This is a genomic window from Pantoea sp. ABR1s, from assembly GCF_057812235.1.
In genome coordinates this window covers 1,809,744-1,831,587 of record NZ_CM173823.1, presented here as the reverse complement: position 1 = coordinate 1,831,587, position 21,844 = coordinate 1,809,744, and the positions used below count along the sequence as shown (strand labels likewise).

Annotated in this window: 22 protein-coding genes; 12 read left to right on the top strand and 10 right to left on the bottom strand. The window is 55.3% G+C overall.

The window, feature by feature from the left end; all coding sequences use genetic code 11:
* Positions 1–127: 127 nt before the first annotated feature.
* Positions 128–295 carry a hypothetical protein gene (locus ACXKZD_RS08455; RefSeq protein ID WP_010260551.1) on the bottom strand — a complete coding sequence of 56 codons (168 nt, stop codon included), beginning with the start codon at positions 293–295 and terminating at the stop codon, positions 128–130.
* Between the two features lie 350 nt (positions 296–645).
* On the opposite strand from ACXKZD_RS08455, the gene ACXKZD_RS08450 reads away from it, so the two are divergent.
* Together ACXKZD_RS08450 and ACXKZD_RS08445 are read left to right on the top strand one after the other, a co-directional pair.
* Positions 646–1,005 carry a hypothetical protein gene (locus ACXKZD_RS08450; protein ID WP_010260549.1) on the top strand — a complete coding sequence of 120 codons (360 nt, stop codon included), beginning with the start codon at positions 646–648 and terminating at the stop codon, positions 1,003–1,005.
* 67 nt (positions 1,006–1,072) lie between these two features.
* Complete coding sequence (locus ACXKZD_RS08445) at positions 1,073–1,417, top strand: RidA family protein (RefSeq protein ID WP_003852699.1); 345 nt, start codon at positions 1,073–1,075, stop codon at positions 1,415–1,417.
* Positions 1,418–1,428: 11 nt separating this feature from the next.
* Here ACXKZD_RS08445 and ACXKZD_RS08440 read toward each other — a convergent pair whose 3' ends face one another.
* On the bottom strand, positions 1,429–1,623 hold the full coding sequence (locus ACXKZD_RS08440; protein WP_010260545.1) for a YoaH family protein: 195 nt from the start codon (positions 1,621–1,623) through the stop codon (positions 1,429–1,431).
* A 110-nt stretch (positions 1,624–1,733) separates the two neighbouring features.
* On the opposite strand from ACXKZD_RS08440, the gene pabB reads away from it, so the two are divergent.
* From pabB to ACXKZD_RS08420, 4 genes are all read left to right on the top strand, one after another.
* Positions 1,734–3,113: an aminodeoxychorismate synthase component 1 gene (gene pabB, locus ACXKZD_RS08435; RefSeq protein ID WP_022625546.1), complete on the top strand. Its 1,380-nt coding sequence runs from the start codon at positions 1,734–1,736 to the stop codon at positions 3,111–3,113.
* Positions 3,097–3,660, top strand: a complete 564-nt coding sequence (locus ACXKZD_RS08430; protein WP_033757888.1) for a CoA pyrophosphatase — start codon at positions 3,097–3,099, stop codon at positions 3,658–3,660. Before pabB ends, ACXKZD_RS08430 begins: the two co-directional genes overlap by 17 nt.
* Positions 3,661–3,842: 182 nt before the next feature.
* Positions 3,843–5,207 (top strand): L-serine ammonia-lyase, encoded by a 1,365-nt coding sequence (locus ACXKZD_RS08425; protein WP_010260538.1) that lies wholly within the window; start codon positions 3,843–3,845, stop codon positions 5,205–5,207.
* Between the two features lie 224 nt (positions 5,208–5,431).
* Positions 5,432–6,994 (top strand): EAL domain-containing protein, encoded by a 1,563-nt coding sequence (locus ACXKZD_RS08420; RefSeq protein WP_132499952.1) that lies wholly within the window; start codon positions 5,432–5,434, stop codon positions 6,992–6,994.
* A gap of 141 nt (positions 6,995–7,135) precedes the next feature.
* Here ACXKZD_RS08420 and ACXKZD_RS08415 read toward each other — a convergent pair whose 3' ends face one another.
* Positions 7,136–8,716 (bottom strand): TerC family protein, encoded by a 1,581-nt coding sequence (locus ACXKZD_RS08415; protein ID WP_488982001.1) that lies wholly within the window; start codon positions 8,714–8,716, stop codon positions 7,136–7,138.
* 507 nt (positions 8,717–9,223) lie between these two features.
* Here ACXKZD_RS08415 and manX point away from each other — a divergent pair.
* The 4 genes from manX to ACXKZD_RS08395 all read left to right on the top strand — a co-directional run bounded on the left by manX (position 9,224) and on the right by ACXKZD_RS08395 (position 12,461).
* The gene (gene manX, locus ACXKZD_RS08410) at positions 9,224–10,186 is read left to right on the top strand and encodes a PTS mannose transporter subunit IIAB (RefSeq protein ID WP_010260527.1); all 963 of its coding nucleotides are present in this window, start codon (positions 9,224–9,226) and stop codon (positions 10,184–10,186) included.
* A 63-nt stretch (positions 10,187–10,249) separates the two neighbouring features.
* Entirely contained in the window at positions 10,250–11,050 is an 801-nt protein-coding gene (locus ACXKZD_RS08405; RefSeq protein WP_010670765.1) for a PTS mannose/fructose/sorbose transporter subunit IIC, read from the top strand.
* A 15-nt stretch (positions 11,051–11,065) separates the two neighbouring features.
* Positions 11,066–11,911, top strand: a complete 846-nt coding sequence (locus ACXKZD_RS08400; RefSeq protein ID WP_010260523.1) for a PTS mannose transporter subunit IID — start codon at positions 11,066–11,068, stop codon at positions 11,909–11,911.
* A gap of 91 nt (positions 11,912–12,002) precedes the next feature.
* Positions 12,003–12,461 (top strand): DUF986 family protein, encoded by a 459-nt coding sequence (locus ACXKZD_RS08395; protein ID WP_488982000.1) that lies wholly within the window; start codon positions 12,003–12,005, stop codon positions 12,459–12,461.
* On the opposite strand, the gene rlmA is transcribed toward ACXKZD_RS08395, so the two are convergent.
* The 4 genes from rlmA to ACXKZD_RS08375 form a co-directional block, all read right to left on the bottom strand.
* Positions 12,458–13,267: a 23S rRNA (guanine(745)-N(1))-methyltransferase gene (gene rlmA, locus ACXKZD_RS08390; protein ID WP_031591383.1), complete on the bottom strand. Its 810-nt coding sequence runs from the start codon at positions 13,265–13,267 to the stop codon at positions 12,458–12,460. The two genes, ACXKZD_RS08395 and rlmA, sit on opposite strands and share 4 nt — an antisense overlap.
* Positions 13,268–13,404: 137 nt before the next feature.
* Positions 13,405–13,614, bottom strand: coding sequence for a transcription antiterminator/RNA stability regulator CspE (gene cspE, locus ACXKZD_RS08385; protein ID WP_003852684.1), 210 nt, complete (start codon positions 13,612–13,614; stop codon positions 13,405–13,407).
* Between the two features lie 656 nt (positions 13,615–14,270).
* Complete coding sequence (locus ACXKZD_RS08380) at positions 14,271–15,281, bottom strand: MBL fold metallo-hydrolase (RefSeq protein ID WP_111533876.1); 1,011 nt, start codon at positions 15,279–15,281, stop codon at positions 14,271–14,273.
* 18 nt (positions 15,282–15,299) lie between these two features.
* Positions 15,300–15,572 (bottom strand): YebO family protein, encoded by a 273-nt coding sequence (locus tag ACXKZD_RS08375; protein ID WP_325177292.1) that lies wholly within the window; start codon positions 15,570–15,572, stop codon positions 15,300–15,302.
* A gap of 212 nt (positions 15,573–15,784) precedes the next feature.
* Between ACXKZD_RS08375 and ACXKZD_RS08370 the strand changes: the two genes are divergently transcribed.
* Positions 15,785–16,021, top strand: coding sequence for a YobH family protein (locus ACXKZD_RS08370; protein WP_010258788.1), 237 nt, complete (start codon positions 15,785–15,787; stop codon positions 16,019–16,021).
* 30 nt (positions 16,022–16,051) lie between these two features.
* Here ACXKZD_RS08370 and kdgR read toward each other — a convergent pair whose 3' ends face one another.
* On the bottom strand, positions 16,052–16,843 hold the full coding sequence (kdgR, locus tag ACXKZD_RS08365; protein ID WP_010670769.1) for a DNA-binding transcriptional regulator KdgR: 792 nt from the start codon (positions 16,841–16,843) through the stop codon (positions 16,052–16,054).
* Positions 16,844–17,030: 187 nt separating this feature from the next.
* Here kdgR and ACXKZD_RS08360 point away from each other — a divergent pair, with 187 nt between their 5' ends.
* On the top strand, positions 17,031–18,401 hold the full coding sequence (locus tag ACXKZD_RS08360) for an MFS transporter (protein WP_488981999.1): 1,371 nt from the start codon (positions 17,031–17,033) through the stop codon (positions 18,399–18,401).
* 262 nt (positions 18,402–18,663) lie between these two features.
* Here ACXKZD_RS08360 and htpX read toward each other — a convergent pair whose 3' ends face one another.
* Entirely contained in the window at positions 18,664–19,545 is an 882-nt protein-coding gene (htpX, locus tag ACXKZD_RS08355) for a protease HtpX (RefSeq protein WP_003852678.1), read from the bottom strand.
* Positions 19,546–19,789: 244 nt separating this feature from the next.
* Entirely contained in the window at positions 19,790–21,829 is a 2,040-nt protein-coding gene (prc, locus tag ACXKZD_RS08350) for a carboxy terminal-processing peptidase (RefSeq protein ID WP_488981998.1), read from the bottom strand.
* Between the last annotated feature and the right edge of the window lie 15 nt (positions 21,830–21,844).

The window sequence follows — 21,844 nt, the reverse complement described above, 5'->3', positions numbered from 1 at the left end:
AGATAAAAAGCGGCAAATAAAGCAGGCCGCTCAGCCAGATACGGCTCATTCTGGTACTGGGCGTTTATCTGTTTCTGGCTGGTGACCTGATATCACGATTATTGGCGACGCTGCTGTTGCGACCTGCTTATAAGCGGACGTACAACGCGCCCGCCAGCATAACGATGAACAGAATAGCGAAGGTAATAAAGCCCTGCTTACTGCCACGGGACAATCCAACAAATGCCGAAACCACAATAAACAGCAGCGTCAGTGCGCCGACCATCACCCAAAAAAGATACTGCGTATTCGCCATGCCTGAACCCTCATCCGTAGCGCGATTTATCTGCTGTTTTATAACATTTTTATGCCGCGCGTGCCCTCACTTCTCCCGCTCTTTCGACGCTTCATGCTGCTTTAGCGCAGCAGGGCTGCAACAGTGACAACGTCCGCGGCCAATTATCATGATGCAGACAGTGTGATGCAGTTAGCAAATGCAGAGGAACGCAGCGAGTAAACAAACGCGCGGATTATAATGATTAAATCAGCTTACCGTTGGGATGTGGCACCCGTAGGCTGACGTGCTGAGACTGGTTTAACATTGCCGTTCAGGCGGTGTAAAACAGATGGCCTTAACCCGACTGCCTGACTCAGGCGGAGGAATGTATGAACTGTTTCCGCATCGGCTCTCTGGCTGGCGTGCTGCTGCTCTGCGGCTGCCAGGCACCCACGCCTGATCAGGCTCGTCTGCAGCAGCCTGTTTTTCAGGGTCAAAGCACCCGCACCGTCCCTCAGCTCAGCGACTGTATTTATCGCGGCTGGTCCACCACCAGCGTCATTGCCAGAGATAACACCACCCACACCCAGCCCAACGGCAGCGAGATCAGCGTTTTTACCTGGGAAGATTCGATTTTTGCGGATGTGTCGCCCCGCCGAAAAGGGGCTGAGGTGAAATATTTCACGACTTTCCGGATGGCGCCTCAGGTGATGGCGGACAGACAGGCGATTGTTGAGCGCTGCCTGTAAAGCGTAAGGGGTGACAGCGATGTCGGGAGTGTGCCAGGCTAATGCGCAATTAACCAGGGAGAAACCGATGAGTATTACCCGCATTGACCCGGAACACCGTATGTCCGAAGCCGTGATCCACAACGACACGATCTATTACACCAGTGTGCCTGAGAATCTGGATGCCGACGCAGAAGCGCAGACAGCCAATGCGCTGGCAGTGATTGATGCGATTCTGACACGGCTCGGTAGCGATAAAAGCAAAATCCTTGATGCGACACTGTTTCTGGTGGATAAGGCCGATTTCCCTGCGATGAACCGCGCATGGGACGCATGGGTCTCCCCAGGTAATGCGCCGGTGCGCTGCACGGTACAGGCCGGTCTGTTGAATCCGAAGTACAAAATCGAAATTAAAATTATCGCTGCACGTTAAAACGCCGGGCGTTATTCCTCTTCGTTTTCTTCATCTTCGTCTTCGAATAGCGCCCGAATCCGTTCGCCCTTGAAATTTTGTCGGATCTCCTGCGCCACCTGGGTGATCGCTTCACCGCTCGACAAACCTCCCGCCATCAATTCCTGAATACGTTCGACGGCCTGCTGCTGCTGCTCATGAGAGAGAGCCGGTATTCCAATAAACATGTTTCACTCCTGCGTTGGGGCAGACAGTATCCCACGCGGAACTAACAGGTGCCAGTCAGGAAAAAATATGGCAGTCTGACCGCCTCTTTGCTCTCTGATTTCTCTGCCCGATGATTGTTGAAACCCTCAGTCTTGATTATACCCCTGATGCGCTGACTCAGCGTTTTGCCCCGATTGCCCATCTGCCATGGGCGATGCTGCTTTCCTCCGCGCAGGCGAACCACAGCGACAACCGCTTTGATATTCTGACTGCCGATCCCCGCGCCACCCTGGTGACCCGCGGTGCGATGACTACGCTCAGCGACCCGACCGGCACGACCGAATCAACCGCCGATCCCCTGCTGCTGGTGCAGCAGCAGTGTGATGCGCTGGGCGTGACGCCGGCTGCCAGCGATGCCCTGCCGTTTCAGGGCGGTGCGCTGGGCCTGTTTGGTTATGATCTGGGCCGCCGGTTTGAGTCGCTGCCTCAGCAGGCCGCAGCCGATCTCACCACGCCTGACATGGCGGTGGGTATCTATGACTGGGCATTGATTGCCGATCATCATCAGCAGACCCTGACGCTGGTGGCGTTAAAGAACGCGGAAGAACGCGCCGCCTGGCTGGCGCAATGGCCGGCGCGCGAGGCCGTGCCCTTTTCACTGACCAGCCGCTGGCGCTCCAACCTGAGCTATGCAGATTACGCTGCGCGTTTTGCGGCGGTTCAGGCCTATATTCAGGCGGGTGACTGTTATCAGGTTAATCTTGCGCAGCGCTTTCAGGCCGGTTACCAGGGTGATGAGTGGCAGGCGTTCAGTATACTCAATGCGGCTAACCGCGCGCCGTTCAGCGCTTTTCTGCGTCTGCCGGAGAGCGCAATCCTGAGCCTGTCGCCGGAGCGCTTTCTGTCACTGAATAATAAACAGATCGAAACCCGACCGATCAAAGGTACCCGGCCACGCTGTGACGATCCGATTGCTGATGCGCAACAGGCTGAGTCGCTGCGCCATGCGGAAAAAGATCGGGCCGAAAACCTGATGATTGTCGATTTGCTGCGCAACGATATTGGCCGCGTGGCGCTACCCGGCTCGGTCACGGTGCCTGAACTGTTTGTGGTTGAACCCTTCCCCGCCGTACACCACCTGGTGAGCACGGTGCGGGCGCAGCTGCCTGATACCCTGCAGGCTACCGATCTGCTGCGCGCCTGTTTTCCGGGCGGCTCGATTACCGGTGCGCCCAAGATTCGGGCGATGGAGATTATTGATGAACTGGAGCCGCAGCGGCGCAATGCCTGGTGCGGCAGCATTGGTTATCTCAGCCTGTGTGGCCGGATGGATACCAGCATCACCATTCGCACGCTGATCGCTGAAGGTCAGCAGCTCTACTGTGCGGCGGGCGGCGGGCTTGTTGCAGACAGCGATCCCGAAGCGGAGTATCAGGAAACACTCGATAAAGTCAGCCGGATCTTACCGGCACTGGAACAAACCGGAGGTTCAGTTGGCCCTGACGCTTAATGATTTCCGCAGCCGTTTTCTGTTGCAGCAGCCAGCCCGCAGCACACAATTGCTATCCGGGCGCCATGCGGCGGTGCTGGTGCCGATTGTGGCACGGCCTGAACCCGGTCTGTTGCTGACGCAGCGCTCACACGCCTTGCGCAAACATGCCGGACAGGTCGCTTTTCCCGGCGGGATGCAGGATGACACTGACGCATCGCTCATCGCCACAGCACTGCGTGAAGCACAGGAAGAGGTTGGCATTGAGCCGCATCAGGTCGAGGTATTAGGCGCACTGCCCGCCGTGACCAGCAGCACCGGCTTTCAGGTGACGCCGGTACTGGGGATCATTCCGGCCGATCTGCGGTTAACGATTAATCCGGATGAGGTGAGCAGCGCCTTTGAGATGCCGCTGGCCGAGGCTTTGCAGCTCAGCCGCTACAGCGCGCTGGAGGTACATCGGGCTGGCGTTCGCCACCCGGTCTGGCTGTCGCGCTATCAGGATTATCTGGTGTGGGGCATGACCGCGGGTATTATCCGCTCGCTGAGTACTCAGATCGCATTCTGAAACCTTTCTCGTTTTTCTCTCTCCGGCCCGTCAGGTTACTGGCGCGCTGCACTATAATTTTTTCTATGAGTTTTGATAAGTTTATTTCATGCGAAAAGCTGCTCTTTCCTGGTGCATGACCATTACTATGGGCGCCATAAACTGCCCCGGCAGACTGAGAATAATTGTGAGGAGTGTCACCTGTGATTAGTGTTTTTGACATGTTCAAAGTGGGCATCGGCCCCTCAAGTTCGCATACTGTCGGCCCGATGAAAGCAGGTAAACAGTTTGTGGATTTGCTGTGCGAACAGGAAAAGCTGCAGGAGGTCACCCGGATCGCCGTGGATGTTTACGGTTCTCTCTCTCTGACCGGCAAAGGCCATCACACTGATATCGCCATTATTATGGGTCTGGCGGGTGAATCGCCGGATACGGTGGATATCGATGCGATCCCCGCCTTTATTAAAGATGTTGAGCAGCGTGAGCGACTGCTGCTGGCGAAAGGCGCACACGAAGTGGATTTCCCGCGCGAAGGCGGCATGGTATTTCGCAGTGAGAACCTTTCGCTGCATGAAAATGGCCTGCGCCTGCTCGCGTTTGCCGGTGACCTGCTGATCCTGTCAAAAACCTATTACTCCGTTGGCGGCGGTTTCATTGTTGATGAAGAGCATTTCGGACAGTCGGCACTGGATGAAGTCTCTGTGCCCTGGCCGTTCCACTCCGCCAAAGATCTGCTGGCTCACTGTCGTGAAACCGGCCTGTCACTCTCAGGTCTGGTGATGAAAAATGAGCTGGCGCTGCACAGCCGCGATGAGATCCATGCCTATTTCACTAACATCTGGCAGACGATGCAGGCCTGTATCGATCGCGGTCTGAATACCGAAGGCGTGTTGCCAGGGCCACTGCGCGTGCCCCGTCGCGCCGCCTCCCTGCGTCGTCTGCTGACCTCCTCTGACAAGCACTCCAGCGATCCGATGATTGTAATCGACTGGATCAATATGTATGCGCTGGCCGTTAACGAAGAGAACGCCGCGGGAGGCCGCGTGGTGACTGCGCCAACTAACGGTGCCTGCGGTATCGTGCCTGCGGTGCTGGCTTACTACGATCACTTCATTGAGCCAGTGACACCCGACATTTTCCTGCGCTATTTCCTCGCCTCTGGCGCCATCGGCGTGCTGTACAAAATGAACGCCTCTATTTCAGGCGCGGAAGTGGGCTGTCAGGGTGAAGTGGGTGTCGCCTGTTCTATGGCGGCGGCCGGTCTGGCTGAACTGCTGGGCGGCAGTCCGGAGCAGGTCTGCGTGGCGGCTGAAATCGGCATGGAACATAACCTTGGACTGACCTGTGACCCGGTAGCCGGTCAGGTTCAGGTGCCCTGCATTGAGCGCAATGCTATCGCCTCGGTTAAAGCGATTAATGCGGCGCGCATGGCACTTAGGCGCACCAGCGAACCCCGCGTCTCGCTGGATAAGGTTATCGAGACAATGTATGAAACCGGCAAAGATATGAACGCCAAATACCGTGAAACTTCGCGTGGCGGTCTGGCGATTAAAGTTCAGTGTGATTAAGCGAAACGATTAACTGACTAAAAAACGTGCAAACGTAATAAAATCCGCATCCTGCGCTATCTCAGCGCAGGTTTAACCGGTAGAGTGATTTCCGCGCAGCCGTCCGGCTTACGCAACTTTCCAGACCCGCTTTTCTGCATTCCGGCCTCAATGTTGATCTGACCGTGCCGATACTCACCCCGTTGTGTTTTGCTTTTTACTGGCTTTTGGGAAGGTGGATACAGATGTTTATGGCCCAGCAAAATGTTGGACAATTCAGACGCAAGCGTGTGCTGATAGCGCTGTCGATCGCCACCGTGGTGCTGATATTAACCCTGGCCTTTCGCTATATCGAAGAGAAGTCACGTATCGAGCAGCAGGCGATGGATTTCGCCGATAAAGCGATTATGCGGTTTGACCGGATGTTTTCACCGCTGGAGGTTTCAGCCAATAATACGCTGGGTCTGGTCGGCGTTCCCTGTCAGGATGTTCGCTTTCCACTCATCGAAAAAATCTCTTCCCTGCAGACGGTCCGGGCGATCCTGCTGGTGGATAACGACGTGCTCTACTGCTCCAGTATTTATGGGCCGCGCACCATCCCCTTTAGCCAGACTTACCCTGACTTAGCCTTTAACAGTCAGCGCATGACGCTGGCAACCGATGAGTACCTGCTGAAAGGCTCGCCCATTTTACTGCTGTGGACGCCAAAGAGCCTGGATAACCGCTCCGGGATTTTGCAGGTGATCAACATCGAAATGATGAGCAATTATCTGCTGGAGCCGCAGTTGCCCTGGGTGGAACGCGCTGTCTTTAACGTCAACGGGGAGAGCCTGGAGTATGGCAATCCACTGATCGAGCCCACGGTGCCGGCAGATGATGAAGTGAGCTATGAGCAGGGCTCGCTGCGCTATCCGTTTACGCTTACCCTCTATGGCCCCTCTCCGACCCGCCTGGCGCTGGCGACGCTTCCCTCACAGCTCCCGCTGGCGCTGCTGCTGAGTCTGCTTATGGGTTACATCGTCTGGCTGGCGACCGCAAATCGTATGAGCCTGAGCTGGCAAATCAGTTATGGCATTACGGCCCGTGAGTTTATGGTTTATTGCCAGCCGCTGATCAACACCAAAAGTGGTGAGTGCGACGGTATTGAGTTACTGCTGCGCTGGCATAATCCCCGTCAGGGCTGGATTGCCCCGGATGTCTTTATTCCCCTGGCCGAACGACAGAACCTGATCAAACCGCTGACGCGCTTTGTACTGAATGAGGTGGTGAGTCAGTTACCGCAGTTGCCCGACGATCCCGCGTTCCATATCGCCATTAATGTTGCCGCCAGCCACTTCCGCGACCACGCCATTCTGGAAGATCTGCACAACCTGTGGTGGCCTGCCAATCCGGTGCCGAAACTGGTGGTGGAGCTCACCGAGCGCGATGCCCTGCCGGTCGTGGACCAGTCGGTGATTGCGCAACTGCACGACATCGGTGTCCGGCTGGCGATTGATGATTTTGGCACCGGTCACAGCTCGCTCTCCTACCTGAAAGATCTGCAGCCAGATGTGCTGAAAATCGACAAGATTTTCACCGCAGCCATCGGCACTGACGCGATTAATGCCACGGTGACGGATATGGTGATTTCGCTGGCCCAGCGCCTGAATATCAGTCTGGTGGCGGAAGGCGTGGAGACGGCTGAGCAGGCGGCGTATCTGCGCGAACGCGGCGTGGATCATCTTCAGGGCTACTATTTTGCCCGTCCGATGCCGCTGCAGGACTTCCCGGCGTGGCTGGCGCAGCATCAGGCTGATGCCCGCAGGTGACAATCGCCTGAGCCCCGTTTCGCCCTGCCTGATGACCTTACGCCACAGACAAAAAAACAGCCGCGGCAATGAGCCAGCGGCTGTCAGAGAAATTCAGCGCGGCCGGTAAACCCGGCAGCGCCGCTGCATCAACGAGAACGATTAGTCCTCTTCATCCTCATCATGCGGTTTATCTTTAGTGACACGCACCAGATCGATACGGTAGTCGGTCGCTTCGATAATCTGGAAGTGCAGCGGAGTGATATCAATCACATCGCCAGGAAGCGGTAACTGCCCTTTCTGCTCAATCAGCAGGCCCGCCAGCGAGGCGTGGTCTTCTGTCGGGTCGACCAGTTCATGGAAGTCGAGCAACTGCTGCAGCGAGTGCAGATCGGTCCCCCCTTTCACTAACCAGCCATCACCATCCGCAATAATATCGGGCGTTTCATCTTCATCCGGGAATTCACCCGCAATCGCTTCCAGCACGTCCAGCGGCGTAATCAGACCCTGAACCACACCAAACTCATTGGTGACAATCACGAAGCTGCCCTTAGCACGACGCAGCACGCCAAGCAGGTTGATCGGATCCAGCGTCTCCGGCACCACGATAGTCGGTGTATTGGCCGCAAACGTTGCCACATCCACACCGTGCTCCAGCGCCACCAGCAGCTCTTTGGCTCGCACTACACCGACAATTTCATCCAGTTCACCCCGACAGACCGGGAACAGGCTGTGTGGCGTATCAAGCAGCTGACCGCGAATCTCATCTACCGGACGATTCGCATCGACCCAGGAGATTTCACCGCGTGGCGTCATGATGCTGCGAATCGAGCGGGAAGCCAGCGTCAGCACGCCATTAATCATATAGCGCTCTTCATCTTTAAACGCTTCCTGCGGCATCGCTTCCGCCAGTGCAGCCTCTTCGCTGCTGCTGGTGTTGCCATTGCTGGCGGTCTGGGCACGGTTGCGGCCCCCCATCAGGCGTAAAATCGCTTCGGCAGTGCGTTCACGCATCGGGCGATTTGACTGATGGCGGATAAAGTTACGACGTGCAACCTGGTTGAACAGCTCAATCAGAATCGAGAAGCCAATCGCCGCATAGAGGTAGCCTTTAGGAATATGGAAACCAAAGCCTTCTGCCACCAGCGACAGACCGATCATCAGCAGGAAGCTCAGACAGAGCACCACTACTGTCGGATGCGCGTTAACAAAGTTGGTTAACGGCTTAGATGCCAGCAGCATCACACCCATCGCAATCACCACGGCGGTCATCATCACCGGCAGGTGGTTCACCATACCCACGGCGGTAATCACAGCATCCAGCGAGAAGACGGCGTCCAGTACCACAATCTGCGTCACGACAGCCCAGAAACTGGCATATCCCCGATTACCGGATCCGTCGAGCTGCCGGTTCTCCAGCCGCTCGTGCAGCTCCATGGTCGCCTTAAACAACAGGAACAGACCACCCGCCAGCAGAATTAAATCACGACCGGCAAAGCTGAAACCGCCTACGCTAAAGAGAGGCGTCGTCAGCGTCACCATCCAGGAGATCAGCGACAGCAGACCCAGACGCATGACCAGCGCCAGTGACAGGCCAATCAGGCGTGCTTTATCACGCTGCTTCGGCGGCAGTTTGTCGGCCAGGATGGCAATAAAGACCAGGTTATCAATGCCGAGTACGATTTCCAGCACCACGAGCGTCAGTAAACCCGCCCAGATTGAGGGGTCGAATAAAAATTCCATTATTTATGACTCCAGAACAGGGAACAGATCGCGGTGCCGCTTATCAGCGCAGCAAAGCGTGACATGCAGGTAGTCGGGAAAGCGGTGAAAACGCCGTGAGGCGAAGGGTGACGCGCCAGCAGGCGCAAAGAACAGATTAAGCGACGTCGGTGACGATCCATAAAGGTGGGCTGAAGCCCGTTACTCCTGAGTAATAAACAGAACGTTAATGTATCAGGTCGGCGAATTGCGTCAAAAAATTTTCTTATTTTTACAATCTGCCTGACGGATGATCAGGCGCATAAAAAGGGTTACTGGCCGCTTCACAGGATGAATAGCTGACAGACATCACATAATTTATTTTTTCGATCACTAAAATAAATCGCGACTTTACCGCCTTGACGTAGTTAACCCATGTTTTTTCGACGCTATACCGATAATTCGAATCATCCGGTTAAACAGATCATCAAAGCACTTCAATACAGTTCATTGACTCAGATGAGCATCTCTAGCGAACGGAGGTAGCACGTGACCATTGCGATAGTAATTGGTACACACGGCTGGGCAGCGGAACAACTGCTGAAAACAGCAGAAATGCTGTTGGGCGAGCAGGACAATGTCGGCTGGATAGATTTTGTCCCCGGTGAAAATGCAGAAACGCTGATTGAAAAATATCAGGCACGACTGGCAGAACTTGATACGACGCAGGGAGTACTGTTTTTAGTTGATACCTGGGGTGGCAGTCCGTTCAATGCGGCCAGTCGCATTGTGGTCGACAAACCGCAGTATGAGGTCATCGCCGGGGTCAATATCCCGATGCTGGTCGAAACGCTGATGGCGCGCGATGACAATCCCGGTTTTGACGAGCTGGTCGCCGTGGCGGTGGAGACCGGCCGTGAAGGGGTCAAAGCCCTGAAAGCCAAAGAAGAAGCGCCAGCGCCAGCCGCGGCAAAACCGGCTGCTGCGGCGCAACCGGCTAAGCCGATGGCGCCCGGTGACCACATGAAAATCGGGCTGACACGCATTGATGACCGTCTGATTCATGGGCAGGTGGCAACGCGCTGGACCAAAGAGACCAACGTTCAGCGCATTATCGTAGTCAGCGATGAAGTGGCCAACGATCATGTGCGCAAGACTCTGCTGACGCAGGTCGCTCCGCCCGGCGTCACGGCCCATGTGGTGGATGTCGATAAGATGGTGCGGGTGTGGAACAACCCGAAGTATGGTCAGGATCGCGTGATGCTGCTGTTTACCAATCCCACCGATGTACTGCGCGTGGTGGAACAGGGTGTCGATATTAAAACCGTCAACATCGGCGGTATGGCGTTCCGCCAGGGGAAAACCCAGGTCAATAATGCGGTCTCGGTCGATGAAAAAGATATTGCCGCGTTCCGCAAACTCAATGAACGCAATATTGAACTGGAAGTGCGTAAAGTTTCCAGTGACCAGAAACTGAAAATGATGGATCTGATTGCAAAAGTTAACGCGTAACAGAAGCACTTATGCGCCTGCGTTTCCGGGCTCCTGGTTATCCTGCTGAGGACAAGAAGTATGATGGAAATAACCTCGCTACAAATTATTTTGATTTTTATTGTCGCCTGTATTGCCGGTATGGGGTCGATTCTGGATGAGTTCCAGTTTCACCGTCCCCTGGTGGCCTGTACCCTGATTGGTATGGTGCTGGGTGATATGAAAACCGGCATTATTATCGGCGGTACGCTGGAGATGATTGCGCTGGGCTGGATGAACATCGGTGCCGCCGTTGCGCCTGATGCCGCCCTCGCCTCCATTATCTCGACCATCCTGGTTATCGCTGGCGGTCAAAGTGTGGGTGCCGGTATTGCGCTGGCGATTCCGCTGGCCGCCGCCGGACAGGTACTGACCATAATCGTGCGTACGCTGACCGTCGCCTTCCAGCATGCGGCTGACAAAGCCGCAGAGAAAGGTAATCTCACGGCCATCTCCTGGATCCACGTCTCTGCCCTGCTGTTACAGGCGATGCGTATCGCCATCCCGGCGCTGATTGTGGCGATTTCGGTCGGTACCAGTGCGGTCCATGCCTTACTCAGCTCTATTCCGGACGTGGTGACCAACGGCCTGAATATCGCCGGTGGCATGATTGTGGTGGTCGGTTATGCGATGGTCATCAACATGATGCGCGCAGGCTACCTGATGCCGTTCTTTTACCTGGGCTTCGTCACCGCGGCCTTCACCAACTTTAACCTGGTGGCGCTGGGCGTCATTGGCGTGGTCATGGCGGTGCTCTACATTCAGCTCAGCCCGAAATACAACCGTGTGGCGGGAGCACCAACAGGTGCAGCGACCGCAAACGATCTTGATAACGAACTCGATTAAGGAACAGGTGAGCACATGGTTGATATTACGAAAGTTGAAAAGAAACTGACACCCGGTGATGTTCGCGCCGTCTTTCTGCGCTCTAATCTGTTCCAGGGTTCATGGAACTTTGAACGCATGCAGGCGCTGGGCTTCTGCTTCTCAATGGTGCCGGTGATCCGCCGTCTCTATCCTGAGAACAATGATGATCGTAAGCAGGCGATCAAGCGTCATCTGGAGTTCTTTAATACCCATCCTTATGTGGCCGCGCCGGTTCTGGGCGTGACTATGGCGATGGAAGAGCAGCGTGCTAACGGCGCACCGATCGACGATGGCGCGATTAACGGCCTTAAAGTCGGCCTGATGGGACCGCTGGCCGGTGTTGGCGACCCGATCTTCTGGGGTACGGTGCGCCCGGTGTTTGCCGCGCTGGGAGCCGGTATCGCCATGAGTGGCAGTCTGCTGGGTCCGCTGCTCTTCTTTGTGCTGTTTAACCTGGCACGTCTGCTGACCCGCTACTACGGCGTGGCCTATGGCTATCGCAAAGGGATAGATATCGTCAGTGATATGGGCGGCGGTTTCCTGCAGAAACTCACGGAGGGGGCGTCGATTCTCGGCCTGTTTGTCATGGGGGCGCTGGTCAACAAGTGGACACACGTTAACATTCCGCTGGTGGTGTCACGTATTACCGACTCGACCGGTAAAACCACCGTCACCACCGTACAGTCGATCCTCGATCAGCTGATGCCGGGCGTGGTGCCGCTGCTGCTGACCTTTGGCTGTATGTGGCTGTTACGCCGTAAAGTGAACGCGCTGTGGATTATCGTCGGCTTCTTTGCTATCGGTATCTTTGGTTACTGGATCGGCCTGCTCGGTCTGTAATTTCACCCGGCCGGGAGCCTGCGCTCCCGGCTTTTAAGCGTGGTGAGCTGAGCCACAACCGGCTGAGCTCACCCTGTTTGAGGTAGCTGTGATGTCATTAACCGATGCGCTGATTGCGTGTTGTATTGCCGCCCTGATGGGGTTTGCCATTTATCATGAGGCGATTCTGCCGCGTCGCCACGGCCCGACCCGCTTACGGGTTGCGCTGCGCAGGCAGCATAAGCTGGATAGCCTGATTTTCATCGGCCTGCTGCTGATCCTGCTGTGGAACAACGTCAGTCATCACGGCCCGCAACTCACCACCTCACTGCTGATGGTGCTGTGTTTTCTGGCGTTCTGGTTATTCTGGCTGCGAAAGCCAACGCTGCTGATGAAAAGTGAGGGGTTGTTTTACGCCGGTGTCTGGATCGATTACCGGCGAATTCAGGGCATGAATCTCTCTGAGGATGGCATTCTGGTGATTCAGCTGGAACAGCGTCGGCTGCTGATCGCGGTGCAGCAACTCGACGATCTGGAGCGCATCTATAACACCCTGGTCGAAGCGCGCTAGTCGCGCTGCCACACAGTCAGGGTAAAGTCTGCGTCGCAGCTGAACTGCTCGCTCTGCTGCAGGGTCTGCCAGACCTCTTCACGCGCCCGCCAGGCGAACGGCGTCATCTGAAGCAGGGTCGTCGCGGCTGCGCCGGTTAATGCCATTGGGTAACGCAGCGCATGCTGCGCCACCTGGCGGAATCCGGGATACGCTTTCTGCTCCGGCACATGCAACTGCACTTCGCGGTAAATCAGCGCCTTGAACTGCTGCAGATGATGCGGGCCCGGTGTCACGGTCAGTACCAGGCCACCCGGCTTCAGCACGCGAGCCAGTTCCGCTTCATTGCAGGGTGCGTAGATTCGGACAACCGCATCCAGGGCGTGATCGGCAAAGGGTAAGCGCTGGCTGGAGGCGACGCAGAAGCGCACGGCCGGATAGCGCTTTGCTGCCAGCCGGATCGCCATTCTGGCGACATCCAGCCCATAGACCTGCCCGGCCTCGCCTGCTGCGTCAGCCAGTGCGGCGGTGTAGTAACCTTCGCCACAGCCGATATCCAGGATTTTGCACTCCGGCTGGCTCAGCGCGGGCGCAAGCAGGCTGACGACCCGATCACGCAGCGGCTGGTAGTAGCCTGCCTCAAGAAATTCGCGTCTTGCCTGCATCATCTCTGCACTGTCACCCGGTTCACGTGACCGTTTATGCTGAACGGGCAGCAGATTGACATACCCTTCTTTCGCCTGGTCAAACTGATGGCGATTCTCGCAGCACCAGCTGCGCGCAGTGAAGGCGAGAGGAGAGTGACAAAGAGGGCAAATCAGGGACATAGGGTGCTCCGGCATCAGATAACGCGGCGCAGTGTAACCTTAACGTTTACGCATCGGAAGCATAAAGAAAGCCCCGGCTGAGAAGCCAGGGCTTTGAGATTTCATGTCAGGGTGCAATGCACCGAGGCGGAGTTGAATCAGATAGCCGTAACGTTAACGGCTGCCGGGCCTTTCTGGCCGTCCTGAATTTCGAACTCAACGCTCTGGCCTTCAGCCAGGGTTTTGAAACCATTGCCCTGAATAGCGGAGAAGTGTACGAACACATCTTTGCTACCGTCAGCAGGGGTGATAAAACCAAAACCTTTAGACTCGTTGAACCACTTAACCTGACCTTTAATCTTTGCCATTTTGCAAATTCCTTTAGATGTTTATTTAGCCCGAAGGCTGTCGTACAGAAAAACCAGAGACATTACTGCATGAGGCACTAATTAAGGTTCGGCAAGGAAGCGGTATTCAACGTCAACGTCTTTACTCGTTCTTCTTTACAGACTTCTTTACAGAAGATGCCATGCATAAACAGAACTGTACCTCGTTTAACTCAGGATTTGTTATCACATATCCTAAAAACAATGGCAAGCCATTTTTAAGGGCCTCAGCCAGCCTGCGCACATAATTGCCAGAAGGCTCACATTGCCTGTTCTGTGGCGTTTACAAATGCCGATGCAAATTAAGCCCGCACTCTGGCCAGACCCCTCTCCGGCCTCTGTTGCCGGGTCTAACCCAATGGATACCATAAGAAATTAATATTTCACAAATATGGCAATAACAGAATGAATAAGCGAAGCGCGAAAAGTTGAAAATATCAATAATCCGGCGTCAATCCTGTACAGCGCCTTTTATTTCGTACAGATAACACTTTTTTTGCACCAAAAGCAGGAGCCAGACAGTCGTCCTGCTCCAAATAAAAGCATTGAGCCCGATTTTACTTATTAAGAATTTAACTTTTGATTTGAAAAATTGATATCAGATAATAAAAACGGGCTTTTGTTTTAACTCTGAGGTTTTAGGATAATTCCTGGGTGTCCTTATTCAGCCCGCGGCTTTCGCCTATTCGCCACGGTGCGAAACCGCCCTTTTGCTCGTTTGCCCGCAGCAGCGCATCCGCCAGTTCTTTGGGTGGCGCATCCAGCGACTCATCGGCCAGTTCGAACACGCCCCAGTGGATGGGCAGCGTCAGCGGCCTGCCTGCTGCCTGCCACAGCGCCACCGCCTGATCGGGATTCATATGTTGGCCCGCCATGAACCATTCAGGTGCATAAGCGCCAATCGGCAAAGCCGCCAGGCTGAACGGGCCGAGTCGGGCCGCAATCTCCGGCAGACTATCGCTGTAGCCGCTGTCGCCCGAGAACCAGAAGCGCACGGAGGCAGAACGCACGACCCAGCCGCACCAGAGCGAACGGTTTCGATCGCGCGGCGTTCGCATGCTCCAGTGACGTGCCGGCACCGCATCAAAACAGAGGTCGCCGACAGTAAACTGTTGCCACCAGTCGAGCTGATGGACCTGTTTCACGCCCCGCGCCCTGCACCATTTTTCCAGGCCCAGCGGCACAATGAAGGTCGCCTGCGGAAAACGCCGGACGATCGCTTTAACCGTCGGCCGATCAAGATGATCGTAATGGTTATGTGAAATAAGCACGACATCCAGACGCGGCAGATCAGCGATGCTAAGCGGTGCGGGCGTTTTTCGCTGCGGCCCGGCAAAAGAGAGTGGTGAGGCGCGTGACGAGAGTGCGGGATCGATCAGGATATATTGCTGGTTCAGCCGCAGCAGCACGGCGGCATGTCCCAGCCACCAGATGCGATCGTCACTGCCGCTGATATCAGCGGGCTGCCACCACTGTTCGGTGAAAGCCCTGTAGCCCTGCTGCGGTGGCAGCGGCAGTCCCTGTGCTTTGCGCTCCCTGCGCCAGCGCTGCAGATCGCCCGGCTTGCGCCGTTCCGGTTCAGGATTGCAGAATCCCTCGGGCGTGTGATGCGCTTTGCTGCTGTCATACCACGGATTTTTCCAGACCATCCCGCCTCTCTGCTGTGATTATCGTTCCGGAATCAACCGGATAAAGTCGCGTTTCTCGCGTTCGTCATCGGTTTTTTTACTCTCTGCCCCTGGCTGCATCTCAATCAGACGGCGCAGCAGCTGATTCTGTTTCTTCTGCTCTTCCAGCAAAGATTCCAGTAAGCGGATTTGCTCACCGGCGCGCACGCTGGCGCGGTTGACAAAGAACCAGGCGATAAACGCCACAATCAAAATAATGACCAGCAGGCCATAGCTGACCAGTGGGCCCGAATTTGCGGCTAACTCATTCATAACTGCCTCGTAAAACTAAGTGGAAACGCCAGAACATGGCAACCGCCCATTCTACCTGTCGCAATCGCAAAAGATAATGGGGTTAACATCAATGCAGAATTTGCCGTTTCAGTTATCTCTGATCGATCCCACCAGAAAAGCGAGGCATGCTGATATCATCATAACCGGCGGCACCAGGTGGAGCGCTGAGTTATCTTTCACAAGGAGACATAATGAAACTGTTTATTCGTACGGTAGGCTTGCTGGCGGTGATCTGGCTGGCGATGCTGTTTACCGGCTATGGCGTATTAACCGGCAGTACTAAAAATGCCGCCGGCCTTGGCCTGCAGTGCAGCTATCTGACCGCTCGCGGTGTGATCAGTGCGCAGTATCTGCATACTGACAGTGGCGTGGTGGGCGTGACTGATTGTCCGTTGCTGAAGAAAAGCGGAGAAGTGATCGATAATTAACAAAACAGCGGGCCACATGGCCCGCTGTTTTCAGAACGGATAGTCGTGATAGCCCATCTCTGAGGAGAGCGTACGCGCCGCCCGATGCAGCATGGCCACGTAATCCTGGCGGGCATCTTCTGAAAAGCGAATGGTGGGAAAAGAGATGCTCAGTCCCGCAATCACCACGCCAAAACGGTCAAACACCGGCACAGCGAGGCAGCGTAAGCCCTCTTCCTGCTCTTCGTTATCTTCACCATAGCCCTGTGTTCTTACCTGATCCAGCGCCGTAATCAACGCTTCCGCGCTTAACAGCGTATTGGCCGTGCTCCGTTTGAACTCGACGTCCCGCAGGATCTCCTCAACTTCGCTGCGATCGCGCCAGGCGAGCAGAACTTTCCCAATCGCGGTGGTATGCAGCGGATTACGACGGCCAATGCGCGAATACATACGCAGGTTGTAGAGGGAGTCGATTTTGTGGATGTAGACAATACTGTCCTCTTCCAGCGCCCCCAGATGAATGGTCTCTTTGGTCAGACGCGAAAGCTCACGCATCTGCACATCCGCACTGCGGATTAAATCGACGTTCTGCAGCGCTTTAGCGCCCAGTTCAAACAGCTTCAGTGTCAGTGAGTACTTCTCGCTCTCACCTTCCTGCGTGACATAACCCAGCGACTTCATGGTCTGCAGGAAACGGTAAACGGTGCTTTTTGACATCATCACGCGCTGCGCGAGCTCAGTAATACCGTGATCGCGCTCTTCACCCAGCGCCTGCAGAATGCCGAACACTTTAAGTACCGAAGAGACGGAATCGGGCTGTTTATCATTTTCAGCAGAGGACATCGCGCACCTTGTTAAACCTGTTTCAAAAAAAATGGAACGGACTGTCAGTATAGAGTGAGGCATACGAAGGCAGCAATGCTTTAACCATTACGTCATATTTAAAGACAGTTTTTTATCCGTCAGATCGCTGCATTTCAGCGTTAATTTCATTAGCATGATGATATTCACCCTCTTTAGTAATTAACTTATGACACTCTCTCCTCCTCAGGATGGATTACCCGCGCGTCAGCGCTATATGGCAATCGTCACCATCGCGCTGGGTCTGACCATGGCGGTGCTGGATGGCGCGATAGCCAATGTCGCCCTGCCCACTATCTCGCGCGAACTGAATGCCAGCCCGGCGCAGTCGATCTGGATAGTGAACGCCTATCAGATTGCGATTATCGTCTCGCTGCTGTCGCTCTCCTTTCTGGGCGACATGCTGGGTTATCGCCGCGTCTATCAGGCGGGCCTGGCGCTGTTTATTGCCACTTCGCTGTTCTGCGCCTTCTCCACCACCCTGACCATGCTGACTTTCGCCCGCGTGCTGCAGGGATTAGGAGGTGCAGCGCTGATGAGTGTGAATACCGCGCTGATACGCATTATCTATCCGCAGCGTCATCTGGGACGCGGCATGGCGATCAACTCGCTGGTCGTGGCGGTTTCAACCGCGGCAGGCCCGACGGTCGCCGCAGCGATTCTTTCGGTGGCAAGCTGGAAGTGGCTGTTTCTGATTAACGTCCCGCTGGGTGCCATTGCGCTCTGGCTGGCGCTGCGCACGCTGCCTGATAATCCGCAGAAAGCGACGGCGCAGAAATTTGATGTTCCCAGCGCGATCATGAACGCCCTGTTCTTTGGTCTGATCATCTCTGCGCTGAGCGGGTTTGCACAGGGACAGAGTCATCTGCTGGTGCTGTTGGAGGTCATTGCTCTGCTGGTTGTGGGCTGGTTCTTTATTCGTCGTCAGTTAAACATGGCGGTGCCGCTGCTGCCGGTTGATCTGCTGCGTATCCCGATTTTCAGCCTGTCGATGGGAACGTCGGTCTGTTCGTTCTGCGCGCAGATGCTGGCGATGGTGTCGCTGCCCTTCTTTCTGCAAAACGTCCTGCAGCGTGATGAGGTGGCAACCGGTTTACTGCTGACGCCCTGGCCGCTGGCAACCATGGTGTTTGCGCCGATTGCCGGCCGGCTGATTGAACGGGTGCATGCCGGGCTGCTGGGCGGCATCGGGCTGGCTATGTTCGCCCTGGGGCTGTTTCTGCTCGCCTGGCTTCCGGCTAACCCGGGTGATGGCGATATAATCTGGCGCATGATGCTCTGCGGTGCCGGTTTTGGGCTGTTTCAGTCACCCAACAACCACACTATTGTCACTTCCGCTCCGCGTCATCGCAGCGGCGGCGCCAGCGGCATGCTGGGCACCGCGCGCCTGCTGGGCCAGAGTATGGGTGCCGCGCTGGTCGCGCTGATGTTTAATCTGTTTGATGAACGCGGGACGCACGCTTCGCTGCTGCTGGCGGGCAGCTTTGCCGCCGTGGCCGCGCTGGTCAGTGTGTCGCGGATGACGCAGACCCGCGCCTGATGGCAGAAACAGAAAAGGCGACCACCTGACAGAGTGTGACCCGATTCGCTGTAAGGCCGAGCCTTCACAGGGAACCCGGTCAGATCGGAAAGACTTCTGTCATCCATGACGGTCGGCCCGCACCATCCATGGCGCGGGACGCTTTCCTCCTCTGCCCGGGTTCCCTGCATGTTGAGCTAAGATATTGCTGTCAGATTCAGTCTGATTATGGTTTCTAAACAGAAAAGGCGACCCAGGGTCGCCTTTTTTGCTCTGCTTAACGCTACTTCAGATACTGACCGCTGCGCAGTGCTTCAATACGCTTATCTAATGGCGGATGCGACATAAACAGCTCGCTGAACGATTTGCCCTTACCGTTGATACAGAACGCCATCATGCTGCTCGGCTCCTGCGGTTCGTAGCTGGTTTTCAGGCGCTGTAACGCCGCAATCATCTTCTCACGACCTACCAGCTTCGCTGAACCGGCATCGGCATGGAACTCACGGTGACGCGAGAACCACATGGTGATGATGCTGGCGAGAATACCAAACACCAGTTCCAGCACCATCGACACCGCAAAGTAGACCAGCGGGTTGCCGTTGCTGCTCTCCTCACCATCGCGGTTGCCGGACATAAAGCCCGCCGCGATCTGCGCCAGAATACGTGAAACGAAAATCACAAAGGTGTTCACCACACCCTGAATCAGCGTCATGGTGATCATGTCGCCGTTGGCGATGTGTGACACTTCGTGTGCCAGCACCGCTTCCGCTTCATCACGGCTCATGTTCTGCAGCAGACCGGTTGAGACAGCAACCAGTGAGGCGTTACGCCGTGCGCCAGTCGCAAAGGCGTTAATGTCAGGTGCGTGATAGATCGCCACCTGTGGCATCGCAATACCCGCCTGTTGTGCCTGACGGCCAATTGTATCCACCAGCCAGCGCTCGGTTTCGTTGCGTGGCTGTTCAATCACTTCACCGCCAACCGATCGCAGTGCCATCCACTTCGACATCAGCAGTGAAACAAACGCACCGCCGAAGCCAAACAGGCCTGCCATGATCATCAGGCCCTGAACACTGCTTGACTGGATCCCTGTCAGGCTGAGAATCAGCCCGAATACCAACATCACAGCCAGGTTGGTCATCAGGAAAAGAGCAATACGCATCATTTTTGTTAATCTTCCTCAGTAGTTCACACGCCTATACGCGGATCCATATCCTATGGGCATTGGGCTGCTTTTCAAGCAACCTTAACGTTTAAGTGCCTAAAAAGACATAACTTTACATTCTGACACGCCTGATGAGGAGCCCAGCCTTCAGGCACCTTCACCAGCGCTAATCATTGCTTACTGGAAACTTTTCTGAGTACAAAAAAAAGCACCGCTGAGCGGTGCTTTTTCTGGCAACAGCGGATTATTTAGCCGCTGGCGCCTCTGGCTGGGATTTCTCCAGCTGCGCAAGATCGTTAGCGATCTTCACCGTCTCATCAAGATAGGGATCCGGCTCTTTATAATCTTTCGGCAACTCATCCAGGTTTTTCAGCGGTTTTTTGCCTTCGGCCTGATAGCGCGCGTTGATCCGCTCCAGACGAGACGCATCATCTTCGTGGTTCTCTTTCTCGCGCTGAGCGAGATTAAGCGACACGATGTTGCGCTTATCTTTCAGGGCATTGTAACGGGCAATGTCCTTCATGATGTACTGGAACTCGCGATCCTGAGCAATGCGGTCAGCATGCTGCTTAGTCAGCTGCACTACCAGCGGTTTCACATCACCGGTTTTGACATAAGTCGCCGCTTTGATGCTGTCCCACGGCAGTGCGTTATCTTCAAATTTCTCACCGGTTTCAGCCGCTTCAACGCCGGTTGGCATCAGCAGATCCGGCGTGACGCCTTTACGCTGTGTACTGCCGCCGTTAATGCGATAGAACTTCTGAATGGTGTAAGAAACGGAGCCTAACGCAGGCCACTCCGGACGCAGCATCTGATCGTAGATGCGGTTCAGAGAGCGATACTGCTGAACGGTGCCTTTACCAAAGGTTGGCTCGCCGACAATCACCGCGCGACCGTAATCCTGCATCGCGGCAGCGAAGATCTCAGAGGCTGAGGCGCTGAAACGATCGACCAGCACCACCAGCGGTCCTTTGTAGTAGACAACGCCGTCGTTATCGCTGTCTTCACGAACCCGACCATTGTTGTCGCGTACCTGAACCACCGGACCACTCGGAATAAACAGACCGGAAAGCGAGACTGCTTCGGTCAGCGCGCCGCCGCCGTTAGTACGCAGATCGATTACCACACTGTCGACGTTCTGTTTCTGCAGTTTCTGCAGCTGTACTTTCACGTCGTCGGTGAGGCCGACATAGAAACCAGGAATATCGAGCACGCCCACTTTCTGCTTGCCGACATTTTTGATGGTCAATTTAACCGCGCGATCTTCCAGACGAATTTTCTCACGCGTCAGCGTCACAGTACGGGTTTTGGTGCCCTTACCGGCTGGCAGAACTTCCAGGCGCACTTTGCTGCCCTTAGGTCCTTTAATTTTTGCCACGACATCATCCAGACGCCAGCCGATCACATCTTCCATCGGCTTGCCTGGCTGACCCACACCGACGATGCGATCGCCAACGGTAATGGCTTTGCTCTTCGCGGCCGGGCCGCCTGCAACCATCGAGTTAATCACCGTATAGTCGTCATCCATCTGCAGAACCGCACCGATGCCTTCCAGTGACAGGCTCATCTCGGTGTTGAACTGCTCGGTGTTACGCGGCGACAGATAGCTGGTGTGCGGATCGATTTCGCGGGCAAAAGCGTTCATCACCAGCTGGAAAACATCTTCACCGTTGCTCTGGGCCAGACGACGGATAGCGAAGTTGTAACGCTTAGTCAGAACGTCGCGGATCTCGTTATCATCTTTACCCGCCAGCTTCAGACTCAGCTGATCATATTTGACCTTGGCATCCCACAGCGCATTCAGTTCAGACTGATCTTTTGGCCAGGGTGCTTTCGCGCGGTCAATGTCGATAGTGTCATTGCCGCTGAAATTCATCGGACGAGCCAGCACCGTCAGCGCATATTGATAGCGCTCAAAACGGCGTTTCTGCGCCAGATTATAAATATCGTAAAAGAGATCCAGCTTGCCACTGCGCAGCTCATCGCCGACGGTGGTTTTTTTGCTGGTAAACTGCGCCACATCTGACGCCAGCAGCACATTGTGGCTGTAGTCGAGCATGTTCAGATAGCGATCAAAAATTTTCGCTGAAAAGTTCTGATCCAGGTCGAACTGGCGATAGTGGGAACGGGTAAAGCGCGAGGTTACGCGCTCACTGACCGTCGGATCCTGCGGATCTTCGTGAAGCTGGGGAATCTGATCGGCGCGGGTAATGTTCTCCGCGCCGAAGGTTGGGCCTGCTAATAGCAGGCCCGCAATAAGTCCAACTTTAAAAAGGGTGTTCATGCCGGGGTTAGCCTC

What these genes read in the sequence shown, in the direction of transcription:
- ACXKZD_RS08400 (WP_010260523.1), top strand. Translation starts at nt 11,066, where the DNA reads ATGGTTGATATTACGAAAGTTGAAAAGAAACTGACACCCGGTGATGTT.
- ACXKZD_RS08360 (WP_488981999.1), top strand. Translation starts at nt 17,031, where the DNA reads ATGACACTCTCTCCTCCTCAGGATGGATTACCCGCGCGTCAGCGCTAT.
- ACXKZD_RS08455 (WP_010260551.1), bottom strand. Translation starts at nt 295, where the DNA reads ATGGCGAATACGCAGTATCTTTTTTGGGTGATGGTCGGCGCACTGACG.
- ACXKZD_RS08440 (WP_010260545.1), bottom strand. Translation starts at nt 1,623, where the DNA reads ATGTTTATTGGAATACCGGCTCTCTCTCATGAGCAGCAGCAGCAGGCC.
- ACXKZD_RS08420 (WP_132499952.1), top strand. Translation starts at nt 5,432, where the DNA reads ATGTTTATGGCCCAGCAAAATGTTGGACAATTCAGACGCAAGCGTGTG.
- ACXKZD_RS08405 (WP_010670765.1), top strand. Translation starts at nt 10,250, where the DNA reads ATGGAAATAACCTCGCTACAAATTATTTTGATTTTTATTGTCGCCTGT.
- rlmA (WP_031591383.1), bottom strand. Translation starts at nt 13,267, where the DNA reads ATGTCCCTGATTTGCCCTCTTTGTCACTCTCCTCTCGCCTTCACTGCG.
- ACXKZD_RS08450 (WP_010260549.1), top strand. Translation starts at nt 646, where the DNA reads ATGAACTGTTTCCGCATCGGCTCTCTGGCTGGCGTGCTGCTGCTCTGC.
- cspE (WP_003852684.1), bottom strand. Translation starts at nt 13,614, where the DNA reads ATGGCAAAGATTAAAGGTCAGGTTAAGTGGTTCAACGAGTCTAAAGGT.
- ACXKZD_RS08375 (WP_325177292.1), bottom strand. Translation starts at nt 15,572, where the DNA reads ATGAATGAGTTAGCCGCAAATTCGGGCCCACTGGTCAGCTATGGCCTG.
- ACXKZD_RS08445 (WP_003852699.1), top strand. Translation starts at nt 1,073, where the DNA reads ATGAGTATTACCCGCATTGACCCGGAACACCGTATGTCCGAAGCCGTG.
- htpX (WP_003852678.1), bottom strand. Translation starts at nt 19,545, where the DNA reads ATGATGCGTATTGCTCTTTTCCTGATGACCAACCTGGCTGTGATGTTG.
- ACXKZD_RS08370 (WP_010258788.1), top strand. Translation starts at nt 15,785, where the DNA reads ATGAAACTGTTTATTCGTACGGTAGGCTTGCTGGCGGTGATCTGGCTG.
- ACXKZD_RS08395 (WP_488982000.1), top strand. Translation starts at nt 12,003, where the DNA reads ATGTCATTAACCGATGCGCTGATTGCGTGTTGTATTGCCGCCCTGATG.
- ACXKZD_RS08415 (WP_488982001.1), bottom strand. Translation starts at nt 8,716, where the DNA reads ATGGAATTTTTATTCGACCCCTCAATCTGGGCGGGTTTACTGACGCTC.
- pabB (WP_022625546.1), top strand. Translation starts at nt 1,734, where the DNA reads ATGATTGTTGAAACCCTCAGTCTTGATTATACCCCTGATGCGCTGACT.
- kdgR (WP_010670769.1), bottom strand. Translation starts at nt 16,843, where the DNA reads ATGTCCTCTGCTGAAAATGATAAACAGCCCGATTCCGTCTCTTCGGTA.
- prc (WP_488981998.1), bottom strand. Translation starts at nt 21,829, where the DNA reads ATGAACACCCTTTTTAAAGTTGGACTTATTGCGGGCCTGCTATTAGCA.
- ACXKZD_RS08380 (WP_111533876.1), bottom strand. Translation starts at nt 15,281, where the DNA reads ATGGTCTGGAAAAATCCGTGGTATGACAGCAGCAAAGCGCATCACACG.